The organism is Kordia sp., from assembly GCF_050633145.1.
GTDB lineage: Bacteria > Bacteroidota > Bacteroidia > Flavobacteriales > Flavobacteriaceae > Kordia.
Window position 1 is genome coordinate 40,388 of sequence record NZ_JBOEFY010000028.1, and the last position, 18,327, is coordinate 58,714.

General features: G+C 32.1%; 25 protein-coding genes. 7 read left to right on the forward strand and 18 right to left on the reverse strand.

Going from position 1 to position 18,327, the window contains the following annotated elements; all coding sequences use genetic code 11:
- Positions 1 to 136: 136 nt before the first annotated feature.
- The 6 genes from ACRBBL_RS15260 to ACRBBL_RS15285 all read right to left on the reverse strand — a co-directional run bounded on the left by ACRBBL_RS15260 (position 137) and on the right by ACRBBL_RS15285 (position 2,748).
- Positions 137 to 550: a response regulator gene (locus ACRBBL_RS15260; RefSeq protein ID WP_431369935.1), complete on the reverse strand. Its 414-nt coding sequence runs from the start codon at positions 548 to 550 to the stop codon at positions 137 to 139.
- A 118-nt stretch (positions 551 to 668) separates the two neighbouring features.
- The gene (locus ACRBBL_RS15265; protein ID WP_431369936.1) at positions 669 to 977 is read right to left on the reverse strand and encodes a DUF1272 domain-containing protein; all 309 of its coding nucleotides are present in this window, start codon (positions 975 to 977) and stop codon (positions 669 to 671) included.
- Positions 978 to 986: 9 nt separating this feature from the next.
- Positions 987 to 1,358, reverse strand: coding sequence for an MmcQ/YjbR family DNA-binding protein (locus tag ACRBBL_RS15270; protein ID WP_431369937.1), 372 nt, complete (start codon positions 1,356 to 1,358; stop codon positions 987 to 989).
- Between the two features lie 68 nt (positions 1,359 to 1,426).
- Positions 1,427 to 1,564 carry a hypothetical protein gene (locus ACRBBL_RS15275; protein WP_431369938.1) on the reverse strand — a complete coding sequence of 46 codons (138 nt, stop codon included), beginning with the start codon at positions 1,562 to 1,564 and terminating at the stop codon, positions 1,427 to 1,429.
- Positions 1,565 to 1,756: 192 nt separating this feature from the next.
- Positions 1,757 to 2,371 (reverse strand): DUF4230 domain-containing protein, encoded by a 615-nt coding sequence (locus ACRBBL_RS15280; protein ID WP_431369939.1) that lies wholly within the window; start codon positions 2,369 to 2,371, stop codon positions 1,757 to 1,759.
- 116 nt (positions 2,372 to 2,487) lie between these two features.
- Positions 2,488 to 2,748 (reverse strand): hypothetical protein, encoded by a 261-nt coding sequence (locus tag ACRBBL_RS15285; protein ID WP_431369940.1) that lies wholly within the window; start codon positions 2,746 to 2,748, stop codon positions 2,488 to 2,490.
- Between the two features lie 138 nt (positions 2,749 to 2,886).
- On the opposite strand from ACRBBL_RS15285, the gene ACRBBL_RS15290 reads away from it, so the two are divergent.
- Both ACRBBL_RS15290 and ACRBBL_RS15295 read left to right on the forward strand, forming a co-directional pair.
- The gene (locus ACRBBL_RS15290) at positions 2,887 to 3,297 is read left to right on the forward strand and encodes a hypothetical protein (protein WP_431369941.1); all 411 of its coding nucleotides are present in this window, start codon (positions 2,887 to 2,889) and stop codon (positions 3,295 to 3,297) included.
- 248 nt (positions 3,298 to 3,545) lie between these two features.
- Positions 3,546 to 3,938 carry a hypothetical protein gene (locus ACRBBL_RS15295; RefSeq protein WP_431369942.1) on the forward strand — a complete coding sequence of 131 codons (393 nt, stop codon included), beginning with the start codon at positions 3,546 to 3,548 and terminating at the stop codon, positions 3,936 to 3,938.
- On the opposite strand, the gene ACRBBL_RS15300 is transcribed toward ACRBBL_RS15295, so the two are convergent.
- Positions 3,939 to 4,691 carry a cyclase family protein gene (locus tag ACRBBL_RS15300; RefSeq protein WP_431369943.1) on the reverse strand — a complete coding sequence of 251 codons (753 nt, stop codon included), beginning with the start codon at positions 4,689 to 4,691 and terminating at the stop codon, positions 3,939 to 3,941.
- Between the two features lie 100 nt (positions 4,692 to 4,791).
- On the opposite strand from ACRBBL_RS15300, the gene ACRBBL_RS15305 reads away from it, so the two are divergent.
- The gene (locus tag ACRBBL_RS15305; RefSeq protein ID WP_431369944.1) at positions 4,792 to 4,920 is read left to right on the forward strand and encodes a hypothetical protein; all 129 of its coding nucleotides are present in this window, start codon (positions 4,792 to 4,794) and stop codon (positions 4,918 to 4,920) included.
- On the opposite strand, the gene hemW is transcribed toward ACRBBL_RS15305, so the two are convergent.
- The 4 genes from hemW to ruvC are packed head-to-tail and all read right to left on the reverse strand — an operon-like array spanning position 4,917 to position 8,624.
- Positions 4,917 to 6,041 carry a radical SAM family heme chaperone HemW gene (gene hemW, locus ACRBBL_RS15310; RefSeq protein WP_431369958.1) on the reverse strand — a complete coding sequence of 375 codons (1,125 nt, stop codon included), beginning with the start codon at positions 6,039 to 6,041 and terminating at the stop codon, positions 4,917 to 4,919. The genes ACRBBL_RS15305 and hemW overlap by 4 nt on opposite strands.
- Before the next feature lie 12 nt (positions 6,042 to 6,053).
- Positions 6,054 to 6,344, reverse strand: a complete 291-nt coding sequence (locus tag ACRBBL_RS15315) for a hypothetical protein (protein WP_431369945.1) — start codon at positions 6,342 to 6,344, stop codon at positions 6,054 to 6,056.
- 23 nt (positions 6,345 to 6,367) lie between these two features.
- The gene (locus ACRBBL_RS15320; protein ID WP_431369946.1) at positions 6,368 to 8,068 is read right to left on the reverse strand and encodes a leucine-rich repeat domain-containing protein; all 1,701 of its coding nucleotides are present in this window, start codon (positions 8,066 to 8,068) and stop codon (positions 6,368 to 6,370) included.
- A gap of 1 nt (position 8,069) precedes the next feature.
- Positions 8,070 to 8,624, reverse strand: a complete 555-nt coding sequence (gene ruvC / locus ACRBBL_RS15325) for a crossover junction endodeoxyribonuclease RuvC (protein WP_431369959.1) — start codon at positions 8,622 to 8,624, stop codon at positions 8,070 to 8,072.
- A gap of 97 nt (positions 8,625 to 8,721) precedes the next feature.
- Between ruvC and ACRBBL_RS15330 the strand changes: the two genes are divergently transcribed.
- The 3 genes from ACRBBL_RS15330 (at position 8,722) to ACRBBL_RS15340 (ending at position 12,194) form a co-directional block, all read left to right on the forward strand.
- Positions 8,722 to 9,705, forward strand: a complete 984-nt coding sequence (locus tag ACRBBL_RS15330) for a lysylphosphatidylglycerol synthase domain-containing protein (protein WP_431369947.1) — start codon at positions 8,722 to 8,724, stop codon at positions 9,703 to 9,705.
- Positions 9,702 to 10,829 (forward strand): glycosyltransferase family 2 protein, encoded by a 1,128-nt coding sequence (locus ACRBBL_RS15335; protein ID WP_431369948.1) that lies wholly within the window; start codon positions 9,702 to 9,704, stop codon positions 10,827 to 10,829. Before ACRBBL_RS15330 ends, ACRBBL_RS15335 begins: the two co-directional genes overlap by 4 nt.
- A gap of 84 nt (positions 10,830 to 10,913) precedes the next feature.
- A complete protein-coding gene (locus tag ACRBBL_RS15340) occupies positions 10,914 to 12,194 on the forward strand; it encodes a hypothetical protein (protein WP_431369949.1) in 1,281 nt (426 codons plus the stop codon).
- Between the two features lie 44 nt (positions 12,195 to 12,238).
- Here ACRBBL_RS15340 and ACRBBL_RS15345 read toward each other — a convergent pair whose 3' ends face one another.
- The 3 genes from ACRBBL_RS15345 to parS form a co-directional block, all read right to left on the reverse strand.
- Positions 12,239 to 12,400 (reverse strand): hypothetical protein, encoded by a 162-nt coding sequence (locus ACRBBL_RS15345; RefSeq protein WP_431369950.1) that lies wholly within the window; start codon positions 12,398 to 12,400, stop codon positions 12,239 to 12,241.
- Between the two features lie 108 nt (positions 12,401 to 12,508).
- Positions 12,509 to 12,973: an RES family NAD+ phosphorylase gene (locus ACRBBL_RS15350; RefSeq protein WP_431369951.1), complete on the reverse strand. Its 465-nt coding sequence runs from the start codon at positions 12,971 to 12,973 to the stop codon at positions 12,509 to 12,511.
- Positions 12,973 to 13,386, reverse strand: coding sequence for a type II RES/Xre toxin-antitoxin system antitoxin (gene parS / locus ACRBBL_RS15355; protein WP_431369952.1), 414 nt, complete (start codon positions 13,384 to 13,386; stop codon positions 12,973 to 12,975). The genes ACRBBL_RS15350 and parS overlap by 1 nt, the downstream gene beginning before the upstream one ends.
- A 102-nt stretch (positions 13,387 to 13,488) precedes the next feature.
- Here parS and ACRBBL_RS15360 point away from each other — a divergent pair, with 102 nt between their 5' ends.
- A complete protein-coding gene (locus ACRBBL_RS15360; RefSeq protein ID WP_431369953.1) occupies positions 13,489 to 14,235 on the forward strand; it encodes a Bax inhibitor-1/YccA family protein in 747 nt (248 codons plus the stop codon).
- Between the two features lie 6 nt (positions 14,236 to 14,241).
- On the opposite strand, the gene ACRBBL_RS15365 is transcribed toward ACRBBL_RS15360, so the two are convergent.
- The 4 genes from ACRBBL_RS15365 to ACRBBL_RS15380 all read right to left on the reverse strand — a co-directional run.
- Complete coding sequence (locus ACRBBL_RS15365; RefSeq protein WP_431369954.1) at positions 14,242 to 14,736, reverse strand: hypothetical protein; 495 nt, start codon at positions 14,734 to 14,736, stop codon at positions 14,242 to 14,244.
- Between the two features lie 59 nt (positions 14,737 to 14,795).
- Positions 14,796 to 15,938, reverse strand: a complete 1,143-nt coding sequence (locus tag ACRBBL_RS15370) for a tetratricopeptide repeat protein (RefSeq protein WP_431369955.1) — start codon at positions 15,936 to 15,938, stop codon at positions 14,796 to 14,798.
- 6 nt (positions 15,939 to 15,944) lie between these two features.
- Positions 15,945 to 17,261 carry a M56 family metallopeptidase gene (locus tag ACRBBL_RS15375; protein WP_431369956.1) on the reverse strand — a complete coding sequence of 439 codons (1,317 nt, stop codon included), beginning with the start codon at positions 17,259 to 17,261 and terminating at the stop codon, positions 15,945 to 15,947.
- 148 nt (positions 17,262 to 17,409) lie between these two features.
- The coding region (locus tag ACRBBL_RS15380; RefSeq protein WP_431369957.1) for an energy transducer TonB at positions 17,410 to 18,327 on the reverse strand (918 nt) is incomplete at its 5' end.

Sequence of the window (18,327 nt, forward strand, 5' to 3'; positions counted from 1 at the left end):
AACGCAAATCTAGTTTCGAGGGATTTTTGCGTTTGAAGATAGTAAATTCCAAATAATTTTCGGTCAATAAACATAATTAACCGACGAACTGCACTTTTGAGTCTTTAAGTAGATAAGAGAAATTTGAGAGATATTGTTAGAATTCAATGACTTCGTTCACCATCCAATAATCAACCACACGTTGTATTTTTTTAATATAATCTTCGTAACGTAGTGGTTTAATGATGTAACCTGCAATACCTAATTTGTAACTTTCTAACATATCTTGGTGATTGTTTGAAGTTGTTACAATAATTGCTGGAATGTAACGTAAATATGGATCTTCCTTAAGTTCTTTAAGGAATTCAAGTCCGTTCATTTTTGGCATATTCAAATCTAACAAGATCACGTTGGGTAGCTCTTGTTTCTTTCTCAAGACATCAAGTGCTTCCTCACCGTTCTTAGCTTCGAGTATTCGATGTGTAAATCCTAGCTTTTTTAAGGATTTTTTAAATTTCAACACCTCTATCTCGTCATCTTCGATAAATAAAAATGAAAGATTTTCTATCATTTGATATATACTTATATTTTCAGCAATTAAAACGTAAATTTCCTCTTTATATGCGAGATAGTGTAGTTCTTTCGACTAAAGGGATTTCTATGTAGGTTGAATGGTCTTTTTGAATAGATTAACGGTTTTGATTTTTCGGCTTTTTTTCAGCTGCTTCCTTCTCTCTATCAACTATTTTCTTATAATGTACTTTCAAATCTGTAGGGTTGTGTACGCGTTTATTACTTATAGGATATTTTTCTAATAGCTTTTTTGGTCGAATAGGACGTTTGCTAAAGTTTCCGCCACAATTAGGACATATACTTTTTAAAACATTTGTTACGCAATTTTCACAATACGTACATTCAAAAGTACAAATCATTGCATCTTGAGCATCAAAAGGTAAATCTGTATTACAATGCTCGCAATTTGGACGAATTTCTAACATTGTATTTTTTTATTGATATGTTGCCAATTCAGCTTGTTGTTTTTTTGTCATTCCTTTTATTACCAACTGATATGAATCATCAATCATTTTTTGAATAAAGTCATTTGACAATTCATTTTGAAATAATTCAATAGTATTCCAATGTTTTTTACTCATGTGAAAACCTGGCTTGATGCTTTCATATTCACCACGAAGCTCTTCTGCTTTTTCTGGATCGCATTTTAGGTTGACTGAAGGATTACCTTCTTCCCATCTTTTTAAGGAAGTTAATGCAAACATTTTACCCAATACTTTAAAAACTAATGTATCTTGATCAAAAGGAAATTCTTCTGTGACAGCAGGTTTTTTTATACAATATTCGCGAAGTAATTCTATATTCATAAACTCTATTTGCTAACAAGATATAAAAATCTTGGCAATAGATTGCTGTATAGGAAATGATGAAAAGTTTATGCGCTGATATCAGTACGATCAGACACTTCTTTTGTTTTACTTTTTTGCTTAGCTATAGTCTTTTGAATAGGCGCAATATCTAAGCTTACAAGAACATCATTTAGATAATAAACTACTTTATCAATTAGTGACATCTTATTGTTATTTTTAGGTTGGTACAAATATACAGTAAGAATGTTTAAAAACAGGTTAGCTTTTCTTTAAATCAATACAAAATTTCGATAAAATGCATTATTCTCTGGTTGATAGCCTACAAAAATACTAGACAAATAGGATTTTTACTTCAAAAACATGAATTTCAAACACTTACAAGATAGATTATATTTTTAGCTTTCTTTTAAATGATTACTATCATTTTCTAGAAGTGTAATTTGTGAATAGTCCAATTCCCAACCTATCGTTTCTACAATTTTTTCTATGACCAAAATAGCATTTAAAGCTTCTTGTTTTGCAGTTGTTAGCAAACCACTTTCAGGTACTTTATCCATAATGTGTTGCTTAGCATCTTTGTTGAGTTTTGTTAAATCGTCTGCATTAAATTTATTGAGTAAACCATCTTTTATATCATAATATGTAAAATCGGTTTCTACAGTTAAAATTTCAGGCTTCGGAAAATGAACAATTTGTATTTTTTTATTGTCTTTATCGGCTTGTAATTGCATTTTTTTCAAGTCGTACCCAACACTTGCTTTTGCCTTGACAACAATAAGCGCTCGTTTTTTACTAGAAATCATACGTAAAAAATGTTCTGATTTGTCTTCGTAATGGTAAATTTCGCTAAAATCACCTTCGACAGTTGTAAGCTTACAAACACTTTTAATTTTGTCGAGTAGTAAATGTGATTGGTGCGTTATACGTTTCTCTGACTGTCTTTTCCCGATGAAATCATATACAAAATACGACACTATACCTCCTATCAATACTGCTAATACTATATCCATATACAAGCGATTTACAAAAACCATTCCTGATTTTCATGTGCGTGTAAATGTACTGTAATTTTTAATGATCGTGTTTTCAAAAACAGCGACTATATGTAAAATATGACAAAAAGAACTTACGATATACCTAATATTCTATTTCTAGTTTCTTCTGTTTCTCTGATATCTTCTTGCGTTCGAATAAATAACTCTATAATAGCATTTTCAATATCCTCATTTTCGTTTAAACCATTGAATACATTTCGAATCATTGATGAGCCATAAGGCTTTCCATTTCTACTTGTAACCTTGTTTTCCTTTAAAATTTTTAGCACACCATCTGTGTAATGATATCCCAACACTTCTTTAATTTTTTCACGTTGTTTCTTTCGTATCATACGTATACCTATGTTTATATAATTAGTAAATTGCTATATTTGTGTCGATTTTATGACACAGGTTATAGAACTGACAGTATAATATTACAAACTATTTTCTATATAAAGAAGTTTTATGTAGAAATATTTCATAAAACAATGAAAATAATCGACAGAATAATCCTCTTCATTAAGCGCAAAAATCTAAGCATGCGCGCGTTTGATAAGTCAATAAACGTAGGAAATGGCTATACTAGCAAGCAATCTAAATCAAGTGCTTCTGTAGGCAGTGATGTTCTAGAGAAAATAATCGACGTATATCCAGAATTGAGTCCGCTTTGGTTACTTACAGGAAAAGGCGATATGATTATTGAATTGCATACTGACGAAGAGAAAGATAAAATCAACGAACCTCAACCTGAGTATAACAATTCTATTGACGAAATTATTGAGTTTAAAATTGAACGTATAGTCAAACAACAACTGAAAGCCTTTGGTGATAAACTTGAAAATTTTCCAACCATCGAAGAAATCAGTAAAGAGATTAAGAAAAATTTAAAAGGTAATTAATGTATTTAGAATTTCATTAAAACCTGCAATTCTACAAAAAAAATAAGTTCCGTTTTTACAATTATTGAGAATCAACAGTATACAATTCCTGTCTTTTCCGAAAAATTTCTATATCTCACACAAAATTGTGTATATTTACTAGTTCACATATTTGTGCTGATTTACTGTCAGTTTAAGTGACGTTTTTTTAATTTAAAATAACTATTCTCTATGAAAAATGATTTTTCATAGTTCAATTTCTATATAAAATGAAAATAATCGATAGAATCATTGAATTCATTAAGCATAAAAATATGAGCATGCGTGCTTTTGACATCTCAATAAAAGTAGGTAATGGCTATACAAGTAAACAATCAAAATCGGGTGCTTCCATCGGAAGTGATGTTTTAGAGAGAATAATTGATACGTATCCAGACTTAAATCCGCTTTGGCTAATTACTGGGAAAGGTGACATGACTATTCCTATTCGAAAATCTGATGAGCCACTTCCCGATTACGGAGAAACCATTGATGAAATTCTAGAGAATAAAATTAAGCGCATTGTACAAGATCAATTGAAAGAATTCAGCGATAAACTAGAGTCTTTTCCAACCTTAGATCAAATTAGCAAAGAGATTCAGAAGAATCTTCGCGGTGATTGATTACTTCATTATTTTATACAAAACTGGCTTACTCGGAGAAGCATCATTTTCAAAAGGTGCAATTTGAATGTTTACATAATACGCGCCATCTTCAATAGCATTTGCCACATATATAAACTCTGTAATTGTTGCATCCATGCGAATATCTCCTGCGGTATTCCAAAAAGCATTGTGCGCTAACAATTCCCCACCATCCTTTTCCTTGTCTACACTTGGCAAATCAATTAGTAAATGTTTTATTCCTTTTTCACGAAGATAAATTGCCGCTTCTTCTTCTATGTATGGCGGATTTGTATGCGAATATTGTCTTTGACGTTTTTCTTCAAAATTTGGCAACGTACGTATCACAATTGCTTCTCGTTTTTTATTTCCGATACTATGTTGTAATTGCTTTTTTGAAATGATATAATCATTTTCTCCCTTTTTCTCAGGAACTACTGTGACGAGTTCTGCATGAAAGAAAAATTGTTTTAGGTTTTCATTTATAGAATGTACTTCTTCCGTAATATGTCCAACACATTCTGTATGCGTTCCGTGTGAATGCGGATTGAAAAAAATATTATTAAAGTTAACATCACCGCCTTCTTTTACAGAACCAACCCAATCATCTGCGCGAACAGGTTCTATTTTTGGCTCTTCTAAATACCATGCGTTTACGTTATCTTTGGCAGCACGTAACGGAATGGAAATGTCTAGCGGTTTTGATAAATCTATTTGGTGTTTGGTTGTTTTACGTTGAATGGTACAAATCATAGCGCAAAAATACGAATTGATTTTTCATATCTTTATAATGATTATGAAAAACCGCCTTTTCCATAAAAAAAGTTTTCTCTTTACATTCATTCTTTTTGTTATGTCATTGGTATTTTCCATTTGGCTACTACAAGAAAACGGAACTTGGGACTTATATGTCTTTCTTTTTATTGGCTTACCACTGAATGTTATTTTATTGATTGCCGTTTTATATACAGGGCAAGATTAAACCTTAAAGAAATCTGCAGCGATTCCGTCGCATAAAAATTTTCCCTTTTGTGTAGTTTTTATTGTGTTTTCAACAACTTGAATTGTTTTTTCTTGTAAATGTGTTGCTGCTATTTTTTTTGTGTGATGCAGATAGCTTTCGCCGAATTTATCCTGAATATATACCATTGAAATTCCCCAAATGGTACGCAAGCCTGTCATAACATATTCGTTGTATTGATCGTCCTTAGAAAGTTGCTCTGTGGTGATTGGAAGTATGTTTTCTTCTATACTTTTTATGTATTTTATATTGTTTGAAACATTCCAGCTTCTACTGCCTTTTTGAAACGAATGTGCGCTTGGTCCAATACCAAGATAGCTTGCGCCTTTCCAATACGAAGTGTTGTGCTTGGAAAAGTAGTCAGGTTTGCCAAAATTAGAAATTTCGTAATGTATGAATCCTTGTTTTTGAGTTGCTTCCACCAATACGTTAAAATGCGCCAGTGATTCTTCTTCAGAAATGGCTGCAAACTTTCCTTGTCGGATGAATTTTTCCAACGCAGTTTTCGGTTCTACCGTAAGGGCATAACTTGAGATGTGATTGATTCCAAAGTTAAAAACAGTTTCCAAATTGGTTTCCCATTGTTCCATTGTCATATTTGGCACACCGTAAATCAAATCAATCGTAATGTTGTCAAAATACTGCGTGGCAAATTCTAGGCATTTTTTAGCTTCTGTGCTATTATGCGCGCGATTCATCATCGATAAATGTTCATCATAAAACGACTGAATTCCAATACTTAATCGATTTATTTGCGACTTGGATAATTCTAGAATTTTAGCTTCCGTTAAATCATCTGGATTGGCTTCTAAGGTAATTTCTGGGGTTTCGGAAACTGTATAATTCACATGAACCGTTTCTAAAATTTGATTGATTTCTTCTAACGAAAGTACACTTGGTGTTCCGCCTCCAAAGTAAATAGTTTCAATGGTTGTATGAGACAATTCCGCTTGACGTAGTTGCAATTCTTTCTGTATAGCACTAATCATGGTATCTTTCTTCGCTAAAGACGTAGAAAAATGAAAATCGCAATAGTGACATGCTTGCTTACAAAACGGGATATGTATATAAATTCCAGCGATAACTTTGACATTTTAGAGTTTAGAACAACGCATTGCAAGACGCGCTATAACTATAAGAAAAATGATTACACTCAACACAATTCGCCATGTTGGCATCGGTTTTCCTTTATCATCATATATTTCTCCTGCATCTATTATTGCCTGACGATCCGCAATTTTCTTTTCTTCTTTGATATCTCTTTCATAATCGGAACAACTCAATACAAAGTTCGGCTTTTCATTTGTTAAACCACAGACAATTCCTTTCGATGAGGAAAATGATCTGTTCGTACAGGTTTTACAAAATTCTATTTTATCATTCATAAAAATGGTTGTTTTTGTGATGATTACCTTTGCGGAATCACATATAATTCAGGATTGATTGCTTTAAGCGAATCTATATTTTTTTGTGAAATGTATTTCGGATTTATAATGAGGCGTTCTAAACTTGGCTTGTTCGCAATTGTATACGGAATGCTTTTTATTGGTGTATTATGCACAATAATACTGAATACACTTTGCAAAGATTCCAATTCTTTCGGGAAGATTTCAAAACGATTTCCATCTAAAGATATGCGCCCTAAATTGTCTAAGTTTTTAAACGATTTTGGCAAGCCTTTCAGTCGATTTGAACTCAAATTAAAGTATTTTATAGCCTCCAATTTTCCGGTAGATTGCGGTAGTTTTTCAATTTTATTGTTATGAAGGCTAAAATTTTTAAGATTGATTAGGTCTCCAATATTTTCAGGCAAGGTTTCAATATGACTGCGATTTGCCTCCAAAATAACAAGCTGTGAACAGAGTGCAACCTCAGCTGGCAAATGTGTTAATTTTATTTGCGAAATTTTTAATATTTGCAGACATTGTAAATTTTGAATGCTTTTTGGAAGTGTTGTCAATTTTCTGTTATTACCAACATCTAACATTTTTAAGTTTCGCAATTCTCCAATAGATTCTGGCAATTTTGCAAAACCATTTCTATACAAACTTAAAATCAGTAATTGATCTAAGAGTTGTATGTTTTCTGGTAATTTCTTAATTCCGCAACTATTCAATATGAGTATTCTTAAATTTGGAAGTTGACTTAGGTTTTCTATCGTTTTTTCTATATCTGTAAATTGATTTGCTGATAGATTTAAGATTTGTACATTTTTAAATTTTAATAGCGTTTTTGGAAGTTCTTTGTATCCATTCGCTGCAAGATTTAATATGTACACTTCCTCTTTTTTTGGTAATAATGCTTCTAAATCTTCAGTTCTTGGCTCTCTAGCAATTTCATTCATTATTTCCGCACGACGATAGTCTTTATCGGGAAACAAATCGAATTCATGACACTCATTTTTAATTACATTTTCCAATTCTTCAACGCTTAATTTTGGTAATTTAAAATTCGCGACTTCTTCAAGTTTTATTTGATTTTTCATCAATTTTCTCATTAGAATGGAATCTTGCTCAAACCCACGATTATCCAAAAAAGCAGTATCCCAAATAGCGCCTTCTTTATTGTTTCCAAAATGTTTTGAGAAAATCATGTAATAATAGTTGTTTCGAATGTCTTCATACGTTCCTGGCATTTTAGTACGTTGTTCATACACTTTTGCCGCTACATCAAACTTTTTAGCTAAAAAGGCAGCATTTCCTTTCCAGGACAATAAAAAAGGATTTTTTCCATGTTTCTGAATTATGGTTTCAATATCTGTCAATGCTTTTTCAAATTCACCAGCTTGCAAATAGGCTTGAAATCGAAACATAATGGCTACTGAGTTTTCTGGAGCTTTATCGATATACGTATTTAAATCAGCAATAATACCTTTTGCATCTAACGGAGTAACATTTGTAGCAATTCTGGCTCTTGAAAAATAGGCTTCAATATCTTCTGGTTTTCGTTCCAGATATTCATCTAATAAGTCTTTTGAAGCTTTCCAGTTTTTAGCTTCTACCGCTTTTTGAAATCGTTCTTGAAGTTCTTCATCACTGAGGAAATTCCCGCAGGAAACCATCAAAATTGAAAAAAATCCAACTACAAGTGTCTTGAAAAAATGTGCCATTTTACTTTTTAACTCGCTTTTCATTTTGTTTTACAAAACTTGCCCAACCAGAATATCCTTTCCCTACTTCTACTTTACCCGAATTGTAAAAGTGACAAACTGCCGCCGCCAAACCATCTGTAGAATCTAGGTTTTTGGGAAGTGTTTTTAAATTTAATAAGCTTTGCAACATTCTAGCAACTTGCTCTTTGCTAGCATTTCCATTTCCAGTAATTGCCATTTTAATTTTTTTGGGAGCATATTCTGTAATTGGTATTTCACGTGATAAACCTGCTGCCATTGCAACACCTTGAGCGCGCCCAAGCTTTAACATCGATTGTACGTTTTTACCAAAAAATGGTGCTTCAATCGCAATTTCATCTGGATTATACGTATCAATTAATTCGATGGTACGTTCAAAGATCAGTTTCAATTTTAAGTAATGATCTTTGTATTTTTGAAGCTGCAATTCGTTGAGCTGTAAAAAGTGCATTTTTTTCCCCACCACTTTTATCAATCCAAAACCCATAATCGTAGTTCCAGGATCAATTCCTAATATGATTTTTTCTGTTTTTATCGGCTTTTTCTCTTGATTCATATCATTCAATGGCTGTCGCTAGCATGAAAACAAACTCCATGATAGATTTGTATTCCGAAATGCTTTACTTTGTAGCATGCAGATTTCGGCATCACACAAAACTAAGCAATTCTTAACGTTCGCAATAAAAGTAGCGATACTTATTGGCGCTGCCTATTTTATTTATGACAAATTAGCGCACAATACACAATTAGATTTTGATGCTTTTTGGAATCAGCTTGAAACTTCTCAGCTTTTAGAACCCTTAGTCATTTTTGGACTTGTGCTAACTACTTTTTTGAATTGGTTTTTAGAAATTGTAAAATGGAAAACATTGGTGAGCTCTATTAAATCAATTTCACTTTTGGAAAGTACCGCACATACTTTAGGCGGATTGACAGCTTCACTATTTACACCAAATCGTGTGGGCGAATATGGCGCAAAAGCTTTGTATTTTTCGAAGTTTGAACGAAAACGCGTTGTAGGTTTAAATTTTCTCGGGAATATAGCACAGTTGATTGCTACCGTAGTTTTTGGGCTCATCGGATTTGTCTTTTTTGTGATTCAATTTGGAATTGAATTGCCTTGGTATAGAATTGCACGAATTAGCGCTTTTGTATTGGTTTTAGGCATTTTTTTTCTTGTTGGAGCTAAACAAAAACGATTTCAGATAAAAGGTTTTTCATGGAAGCGTGCTCGTGGTTTTATGCGGAATGTTTCTGGGAGAATTCATTTGAAAAATCTTAGTTTGTCAATACTTCGTTATGCCATTTTTTCACATCAGTTTTATGTGTTATTGCTGTTTTTCGGATTGAACACATCCTATATAACTGCCATGAGTGCTATAACATCCATGTATTTAATTACTTCTTTGATTCCGATGTTGTTTATTTTTGATGTGGTTGTCAAAGGAAGCGTTGCCGTTTGGCTGTTTGGTTATCTAGGTCTTTCAGAATTAAACATTCTTTCGGTTGTTTCTCTGATGTGGATTCTCAATTTTGTGTTGCCAAGTATTGTAGGAAGTTATTTTGTGTTGAATTTTACACCTGTACGAACCAAAGAAAAATCGATTGTTTCATGATACTGATTCTTCTTTGTTGCATTTGTATAAGTTACGCTTTGTTAATTCTAAGTTTGGTGTATGGTTTTTGGAAGTTACCAACGATCAAGCTACAAAACACAGCAGCATCTACCGAATTTTCAGTAATTATTCCTTTTCGGGATGAAGCAGAGAATTTACCTAATCTATTAGCTTCAATTGCCGCGCTTCAATATCCGAAATCGAAAGTTTCGTTTTGGCTTGTCAATGATGCTTCTGAAGATGATTCAATCAAAATCATAGAAAAATTCTGCAAGGAACATCCAACACACATCATACATATTTTACAAAACAAGCGTGTTTCCAATTCGCCAAAAAAAGACGCTATAACAACCGCAATTTCACAAATACAGAGCGATTGGATTGTAACAACTGACGCCGATTGTATACTTCCAAAAGATTGGCTCACACTTTTGAATCAAGAAATTATACAACAACAACCTAAAATGATTGCTGCGCCAGTTACATATAAAGAAGAAACTTCATTTTTTAGTGCGTTTCAATTGCTCGATTTCTTGAGTTTGCAAGGAACAACAATTGGAAGTTTTGGGTTGCGAATTCCTTTTATGTGCAACGGCGCCAATTTAGCTTATGGGAAAGAAGCATTTATAGACGTGCAAGGTTTTTCAGGAAATAATCGTATTGCCAGTGGCGATGATGTTTTTTTATTAGAAAAATTCATTCAAAAATGGCCAAAAAAAGTAATCTATCTTAAATCAAAAAATGCTTTAGTGAGAACATTTTCAGTCAATTCATTTCAAGAATTCGTTTCACAACGTGTTCGCTGGGCTTCTAAAAGCGCAAATTACAACTTGCACACAGGAAAACTAATTGGCATTATTGTTCTACTGATGAATTTACTTTTTTGTTTGCTTCCTGCGTTATTGCTAACATCACTTTCGTGGAAACTACTACTGAGTATCTTCATTTCAAAAATTGCAATTGATAGCATCTTATTGCTTCAAACATTGCATTTTACACAGCAAAAAGTAAATCTACTTTATTTAATTTTAAGTGGAATTGTATATCCATACGTTACCGTTTTTATTTTCTTTACGTCGTTATTTTCAACTTATACTTGGAAAAATAGAACATTTAAAAAGTAATAGAATTATCTTAATTTTCTCAAAAAAAAGCTTGTTACGCACTATTTTTTTCTAACTTTAAATTCATAACCAACATACCGCCACATGCAAACCGATAGTTCTTGGAATATTTTCCAAAAAATAGGATTTCGTTTTTTCTTTATTTATGTTTTACTATATGTATTTCCATTCCCACTAGATGCTCTTCAGTATTTACAAGTGAATATAGTTACTGTTTTACCTGAATTTGTTTGGGGAAATATACTTCCGTTTTTCGGAGATCTGTTTTTTGATATTGAAGTGCCAAGTCAACGAACTTCCACTGGAAGCGGTGATATGACATACGATTATATACATTTATTTGCTTGTGTATTCATTGCTACTTTTGGGGCTGTAATTTGGAGTATAATTGACCGTAAGCGTAAAAACTATGTAAAACTACTTCGGTTATTGGTTATATACATGGCGTATTATGTCCTTTATTCAATGTTTTTATATGGTTTTTATAAAATATATCCGCTTCAATTTTCTTCACCATCTTTAGGGCGATTAATACAACCTTATGGACATTCGTCTCCTATGGGAATTGCCTGGACATTTATGGGCGCCTCTAAAGCATATACAGTTTTTTCAGGTTTTGCAGAAGTAATTGCTGGTGTATTATTGATATTTAGACGCACACGCACTTTAGGTGGATTAGTCGCTTTTGGTGTAATGTTGAATGTTTTTATGATGAATATGTGTTATGATATTCCTGTAAAAACCTATTCGTTTCATTTACTATTTTTTGCATTCTTTATTTTTATGCAAGATTGGAAACGAATTTTTGCTGTATTCTTAACAAAAGCCTCCACAACTCCAAGAAGCTTTCCTAAGTATTTTAAAAACCAAAAATTCACTATTTCTGCTATTGTTTTAAAGCTTGTAATTCTTGGTGTTTTTTTATATGCAAGTTTGTTTGACGCTATAAGTAGTTATGCTCAGTATGGACCGCACTTACCAAAACCACACATGTATGGAATTTATGACATTACTCATATTGAAAAAAATAAAGATACTATTCCATTATTGATTACAGATACCGATATATGGAAACGAATTTTGATACAACGAAAAAATTCTCTTCGAATTTATAAAATGGACGATGCGCGTACTATTTTTAGAGCAAAGTTAGATACTATAGAAAAATCTATAAAGTTGACTAATAGACGTGATTCAACTGACATTTACAATTTTAAATATACTTTAAGAGATAGTATTCTCACTTTAAATGGCACGCATTTATCGGATACTTTATTGATAAAAGCGAAACAATATGATTTAAAAAAGTTTAAACTAATTAATAGAGGGTTTCATTGGATTAATGAACGACCTTATAATCGTTAAAATGCTAACAAAAAAAAGCGAACTTTAAAGTTCGCTAGTCATATTTATAAATCACCATCAGTGCCTGAATTAACACCTCCAGTGTTATCACAACTGCCGCAAAATGATTTACATGTACATAAATTACCTCCTTTTATATTATGGGTTTTAAAAATAGAGATTGACTTTTTTTCCAATTTTAAGATTCTAAGATTTCTTTTTTTCATAATAAATGGTTTTAAATTAATAGTGATAAAAAATATCTCAAAAATTAAACCAAAACACACTCATGCATTCATGAATAGTAATCAATTAACTTTTATAAAAAACCTGTGTTACCTTTCGTGATACAAACGAGAATCAAAACTGAATTTTTGAATTTTGACAACGCTTATTTTGTGAAAGTCAAGGTGCATTGGGTTCAAAATATAATTGAATTCATCTTTTACAATGGCAGAAGGTACTTTTAAAACTGCGCATTTGTTTTCTTCTACAAATCGGGTAAATATTTCTTGTGTTTTACTGTTGTATGGAAAGGTATTCCAATTTTTGGGGAGTTTTTGAAGTTCGTGAATCTTAACTTCATCTGGTATGTCAACATGTACTAAAATACGATCACTAGGTAAATCTTCTGTAATGTCTAAGTGCATTACAACTTCCAAATAAGATAATGAAATGTGTTGTGAAGTGTATACGGCGCGTGTTCCGATTTCGTTCCAACGGCCACCGATTTTTTCCGCACCAATTCCCGAAAGTAAGTTATTCTTTCGTTTGGCTCTGTCAATTCTGTAAACAATCATCAAGCAAAAATTCCGTAATCAATACGTCTTATTTCGTCAATAACTAATTTTACACCATAACTTGTATCAAGAAGAGAAAAAGGTGTTTGTCCTCCTAAAACTTTGCTTCTTTTGTTGAGCCATCGAGTAAATTTTTTTTCATCTCCAAAAACCTCAAAGCCTTTTGAATATACTTCAGCAATTTCAAACAAGCGTTCACTAACTTCTTTGTCGTAGCTGTTTTTTTTTGATAATGTAGAGTAAGAAGCTGGAACTATTTCTGATATTTTTGTCAGCGGCAACGCAATGCGCATGCTAAACTTTTTTAATTGTGAACGTGTTACGCCGCTTCTTGTGGCGTGGATAATTTTTAGTTTATTTTGTGGCGAGTCGTTTCGGTTATCGATATAGCTCGTTAGGGTTAAAGCTTCCATATTTTAGTATTTTTACCTAGTACATTGTGTAAAATTACAAATATTATACGAGATAGCCTTATTAAAGTGTCTTTTTTTATTATTTTTAACAAAAATCAACAAATGAGCTTATTCGGATTAAATACCTCAAATCCAGCGTTTACCAATTATTTTTGGAATCGTTCTAATGCCAAGCAAACTCATAATAAGATGACACTAAGTGGCGTTATTTTAAAGTCTATTTTTTGTTTGATATTAGTTACATTGAGTGCTGCTTATACTTGGAAGTTATTTTTTGACGGTGCAGACATTCAATGGTATACTACAGGCGGAATTATTGTAGCACTTGTGTGTAGCATTGTTATTTCTGTAAGACGCGAATGGACTATGCCACTTACTTTAATTTATGCGATAGCAAAAGGGCTTTTTGTTGGTGGATTTAGTGCGTATATTCATAAAACCTTTCCGTATTTACCTTTTCAAGCAGTTATAGTCACTTTGATTACTTTTTTAGTGATGTTATTATTCTATATGACAGGAATAATAAAGGTTACTAAAAAATTTAGAAGCATTGTAATTACAGTCATTTCTGTTATTTTCTTGATTTATATTACGGCTTTTATTCTGCGCTTTTTTGATATTCACTTTTCCTTTCTTTGGGATAGTTCATGGTATGCGATTGCTTTTAATGTTGTTGTGGCCATTTTTGCTTCATTGAGTTTATTGCTCGATTTTGATTTTATGGATCGCTATATTGGTCGCGCCAAAAAACAGTACGAATGGTTTGCCACTTGGGGATTGTTAGTGACAATTATTTGGCTGTATGTAGAAGTGTTGCGATTGCTAAAAAAGTTAGCGATACGATTTTAAACACTTCTAATCATCAAGCTTCTGCTCTTCTACATTTAAAATGATTGGTAAGATAAACTTCGTTTTTACCGGAATGCCTCTTTTGTAGGCTGGTGAAGCTTTTGGCAAGTTCTCTGCACTCACTCTTATTAAACTGTCTAAAGTTGGAATATATTTGGCTGTATCAGCGTTTTTTTGAATTTGAAAGACTTTAATAATTCCTAAAGTGTCAATATGTAATTCTACCTGAATTGTATCTTGAATGGTTTTTGTAACAAGTAAATTATTTTGAGTTAACTGATTGTAAATTTGATCTGTTAAGGTTTGAAAGAAGCATGTTTTTTGCAATTCTTTTTCCAATGTATCACAGTTTGAAAATGATGGAAATATATCTACTGTATTCAAATTGATACTTTCTTTTTCTTGTGCTACAAGCACTTCTTCCGTGACTACAGGTTTTTTAAAAAAGTCACAAGACACGCATATAAAAAAAATAAGGCAATATGTCCAAAGTTGTTTCATCAATACAAATATCATGAAAAATACAACTTTTCGACATTTTGCCGTAGTTTTTGATTCTTTTATTCTGATTTTAAGTGAATTTCCTCTTTTAATTCACGAATTCGTGTGTTTACAATCTTTTTAATTTCGATTTTGGCTTTTGGAAATTTTTTCGAGAAACGCTCGTACATTTTCAGTTTTTCTTTCGGATTAGAATAGTAATTGTCTGCACATTGTGCCAATCGTAATTGTGCCAATTCATAGTCTGGATTTTCTTCCAATGCCATGTTAAAGAGTTTCATAGCTTTTCGGTGTTCTTTCCGATCCAAATGAACCATTCCAAGAATATAGTAATCACCCGATGGATCTGTCATTTTTCCCACAATAGCTTGCGATGCATGATGCTCAGCTTTGTCATTAACTCCATCTTGATAATATAGTTTTGCCAATTGCGAATGGTAAAAATAGTTTCCTTTATCGCGCTTTAACGCTTCTTCATAATAATCAATTGCTTTTAAAATTCGCCCTACACGATACGCAGAAAAAGCAGCTTTTTCATATATATATCGTGTTGCTTTTTTTCGATTGATTAGCTTTTCAAACCACAACAAAGCTTTTCTGTGTTGTTTATTCGCATAAAAAAGTTGCGCATTAAAACTGATGATTTTCACATCGTCTTCATTGTTTTTTAAACCGACTTTAATTACACTTTCTGCCTTCTCAAAATCTTTGGTTTCTATGTAATTTTTAATGAGTTTGTAAATACTTTTTTGATGTTGCGCATCTAAGGTAAAAGCTGTTTTGTATGATTGTATATAGTTTTCATCTTGCAAAGCTTCTTTAGACAAACCTATTTGATAATGAAAGTTTGGATTGAGTGTATCTTTTGCTTTTAGTTTTTCAAAAATTACAAGCGATTTTTCAAACTTTCCAGTCGTAAATAATAGTTTTCCATAATCATACAATACAAGTACATTTAATGAATCTACTTTTAACACATTTTCATAGCTTTCTATGGCTTTTTTACTATTTCCGAGCGCTTTGTGTGCTTTTGCAATTTGCGTGTTTACATAGCTGCTCTTTTTGAGTTCTTGATAGATTTTTATTGCTTTTGAGTAGTTTCCGAAAGTATACAAACTATCTGCAACAGCCAAAGTCGAAGATTGCGCTCCGACTTTGTGTATAGCAATTAGAAATATGCAGATATTGATAATTTTATTCATGAAAATTTATTCTTGTATTTGGAATGCAATTGGCAGTACATAACTTACTCTTACTGGTTTTCCATCTTTTTGACCTGGAGTAAATGTTGGCAATGATTTTAAAACACGTTTTGTTTCTTTTGATAAAACTGCATTTGGTGCTTTTGCCTCAGGCACTGTTACTTTTCCATTTTTTTCTATAATAAATCTTGCCTCAATTTTTTGTCTACCTACCAATCCAGATTCCTCTGCCAACTTCATATTAAAGTTATGCGCCACATGTTTCTGTATATTTATCGTAAGGCATTTTTTTATTTCTTCTTCACCTTCTAAAGTCTTACATTCTGGATGTATTGGTAATTTATCTACATCAGCAAAAAGATAAACTTTATCTGAATCAACAATATCCTTTAACAAGAAAGATGCAAAATCATACTTAATTCCGCTCTCTTGTAAAAGATCTTCTTTATCAAGATTCTTTACAGTATCCTTATCACTGTCTGTAAGTGTAGCACTTTCCCAAGAAGTACATACTAATGAAATAATTACTAAAGGAACAAATACTAAGTATTTTAGTTTTAAAGTTTGACGGGATTTTTGTTTTGTTAACATAATGATTCGTTTTTTAATTAGTGAGTGTTTAAAAAATTGATTGGTAAACGAAAATTGTTGTGTTTGAAAGACTTCAGCTAACAATTTTTCATAATAATCGGATTTATTTTTGTCTTGTACAATTGCTGCATCAGCAATGTATTCGTGTACTTCTGAAATTCGTTTTTGATAGATGTATACAAGCGGATTGAACCAGCATAAGATGCGTAAAAGCTCAAAATACAGCAAGTCTAGCGAATGCTTTTCGCGAATGTGTACCAATTCGTGCGAAAGAATATCTTCTAGTTTTTCTTCATGAATATCTTCTCCCATAAAGACATACCTAAAAATAGAAAATGCCACTGTACTTTTTGGTATGATAACCATGGTATAATTTTCACGTTTTACAAAGCGTCCTTTGAAACGGAGTTTTACTAATTGTGTAATTTTATAGATAAAAAGCAAACTACTGATGGTGATTCCAATAATTAAAAACCAATTCCAAGTAGGTTCAATACCAGCAACTGCTTTTTGTGGAGTTAGCATAATTTCTGGCAACAGTACAATATATTCTTGTGGTACTGCATTCTGAAAGCTTTCAATTGTAATAAATGGTATTACAAACGAGATTAAGGAAGAAAATATAAGGTATACTCTATTCCAATTGAAGAAGGTTTCTTTTTTGAGAAATAAATCATAACTCAATAAAAATAAAAGCTGAAAAGCAACGACTTCAATAAAGTATACAATCATGATTTCTAGTTATTTTTTTATTATTTTTCGTGTTTATTGAAATTCCACTGTATTGGCATAAACTTTTTAACTATTTACAGTATCCAAAGTCGAAAATTGCGCTCCGACTTTGTGTAGTATCGTGCTAAAACTAGTTTTTTGACAGATTTTATTCTTGTATTGTAAACGCAATTGGCAATACATATTTTAGACTTACAGGTTTGCCATCTTTCATTGCTGGTGTAAATTTTGGCAGCGAATTTATGACACGCTCCGTTTCTTCTTCAAGTAATGGATGTGGCGCTCGCACATCTATTTCAGCGATTTCTCCATTTTTATTTACTATGAATTTTACAAAAATTCTTTGCACACCTACTAAGTTTAATTCACTTGCTTTTTTGGTGTCAAAACCTCTATTCACATGCATTTGCAAGTTTTTACTAAAACATTTCTTTATTTCTTCTAAAGTTCCTGCGTCTTCACAACCTGGAAAAACAGGCGCTTCGTCGATTAAAGTAAATGCAATCGCTTCGTTTTCAAGCTCACTATACTCTTTTCCTTCTGCTATGCTTTCTTTGCGTGCTGCTACATATGCTTCATACGAACGAGCTTTTCCCATATCTATAGAAGTGAGTTTTCCATCACTATCTTGCATTAATTGTGTAATTTCTTTTAGTAATTCTGTTTGTTTTTCGTACTGATCTCTTGTCAATATTTGGTTTTTCCCAAGATTTACATTCAATGCATTAAACTCTCGCAACAAGTCTTTCAAATGTTCTACGCTAAGTTTTTGATCAACAACTGCTGTTTTGTCGTCTTCGTCTACAATCGTAGTATCCTCACAAGAAGTGTATAAGAGTGATCCAATTAAAACAGGAATTAATACTAGGTATTTTAGTTTTAAAATTTGACGGGATTTTTGTTTTGTTAACATAATGATTCGTTTTTTTATTAGTGAATGTTTAAAGAACTGATTGGTAAACGAAAATTGTTGTGTTTGAAAGACTTCAGCTAACAATTTTTCATAATAATCGGATTTATTTTTGTCTTGAACAATTGCTGCATCAGCAATGTATTCGTGTAATTC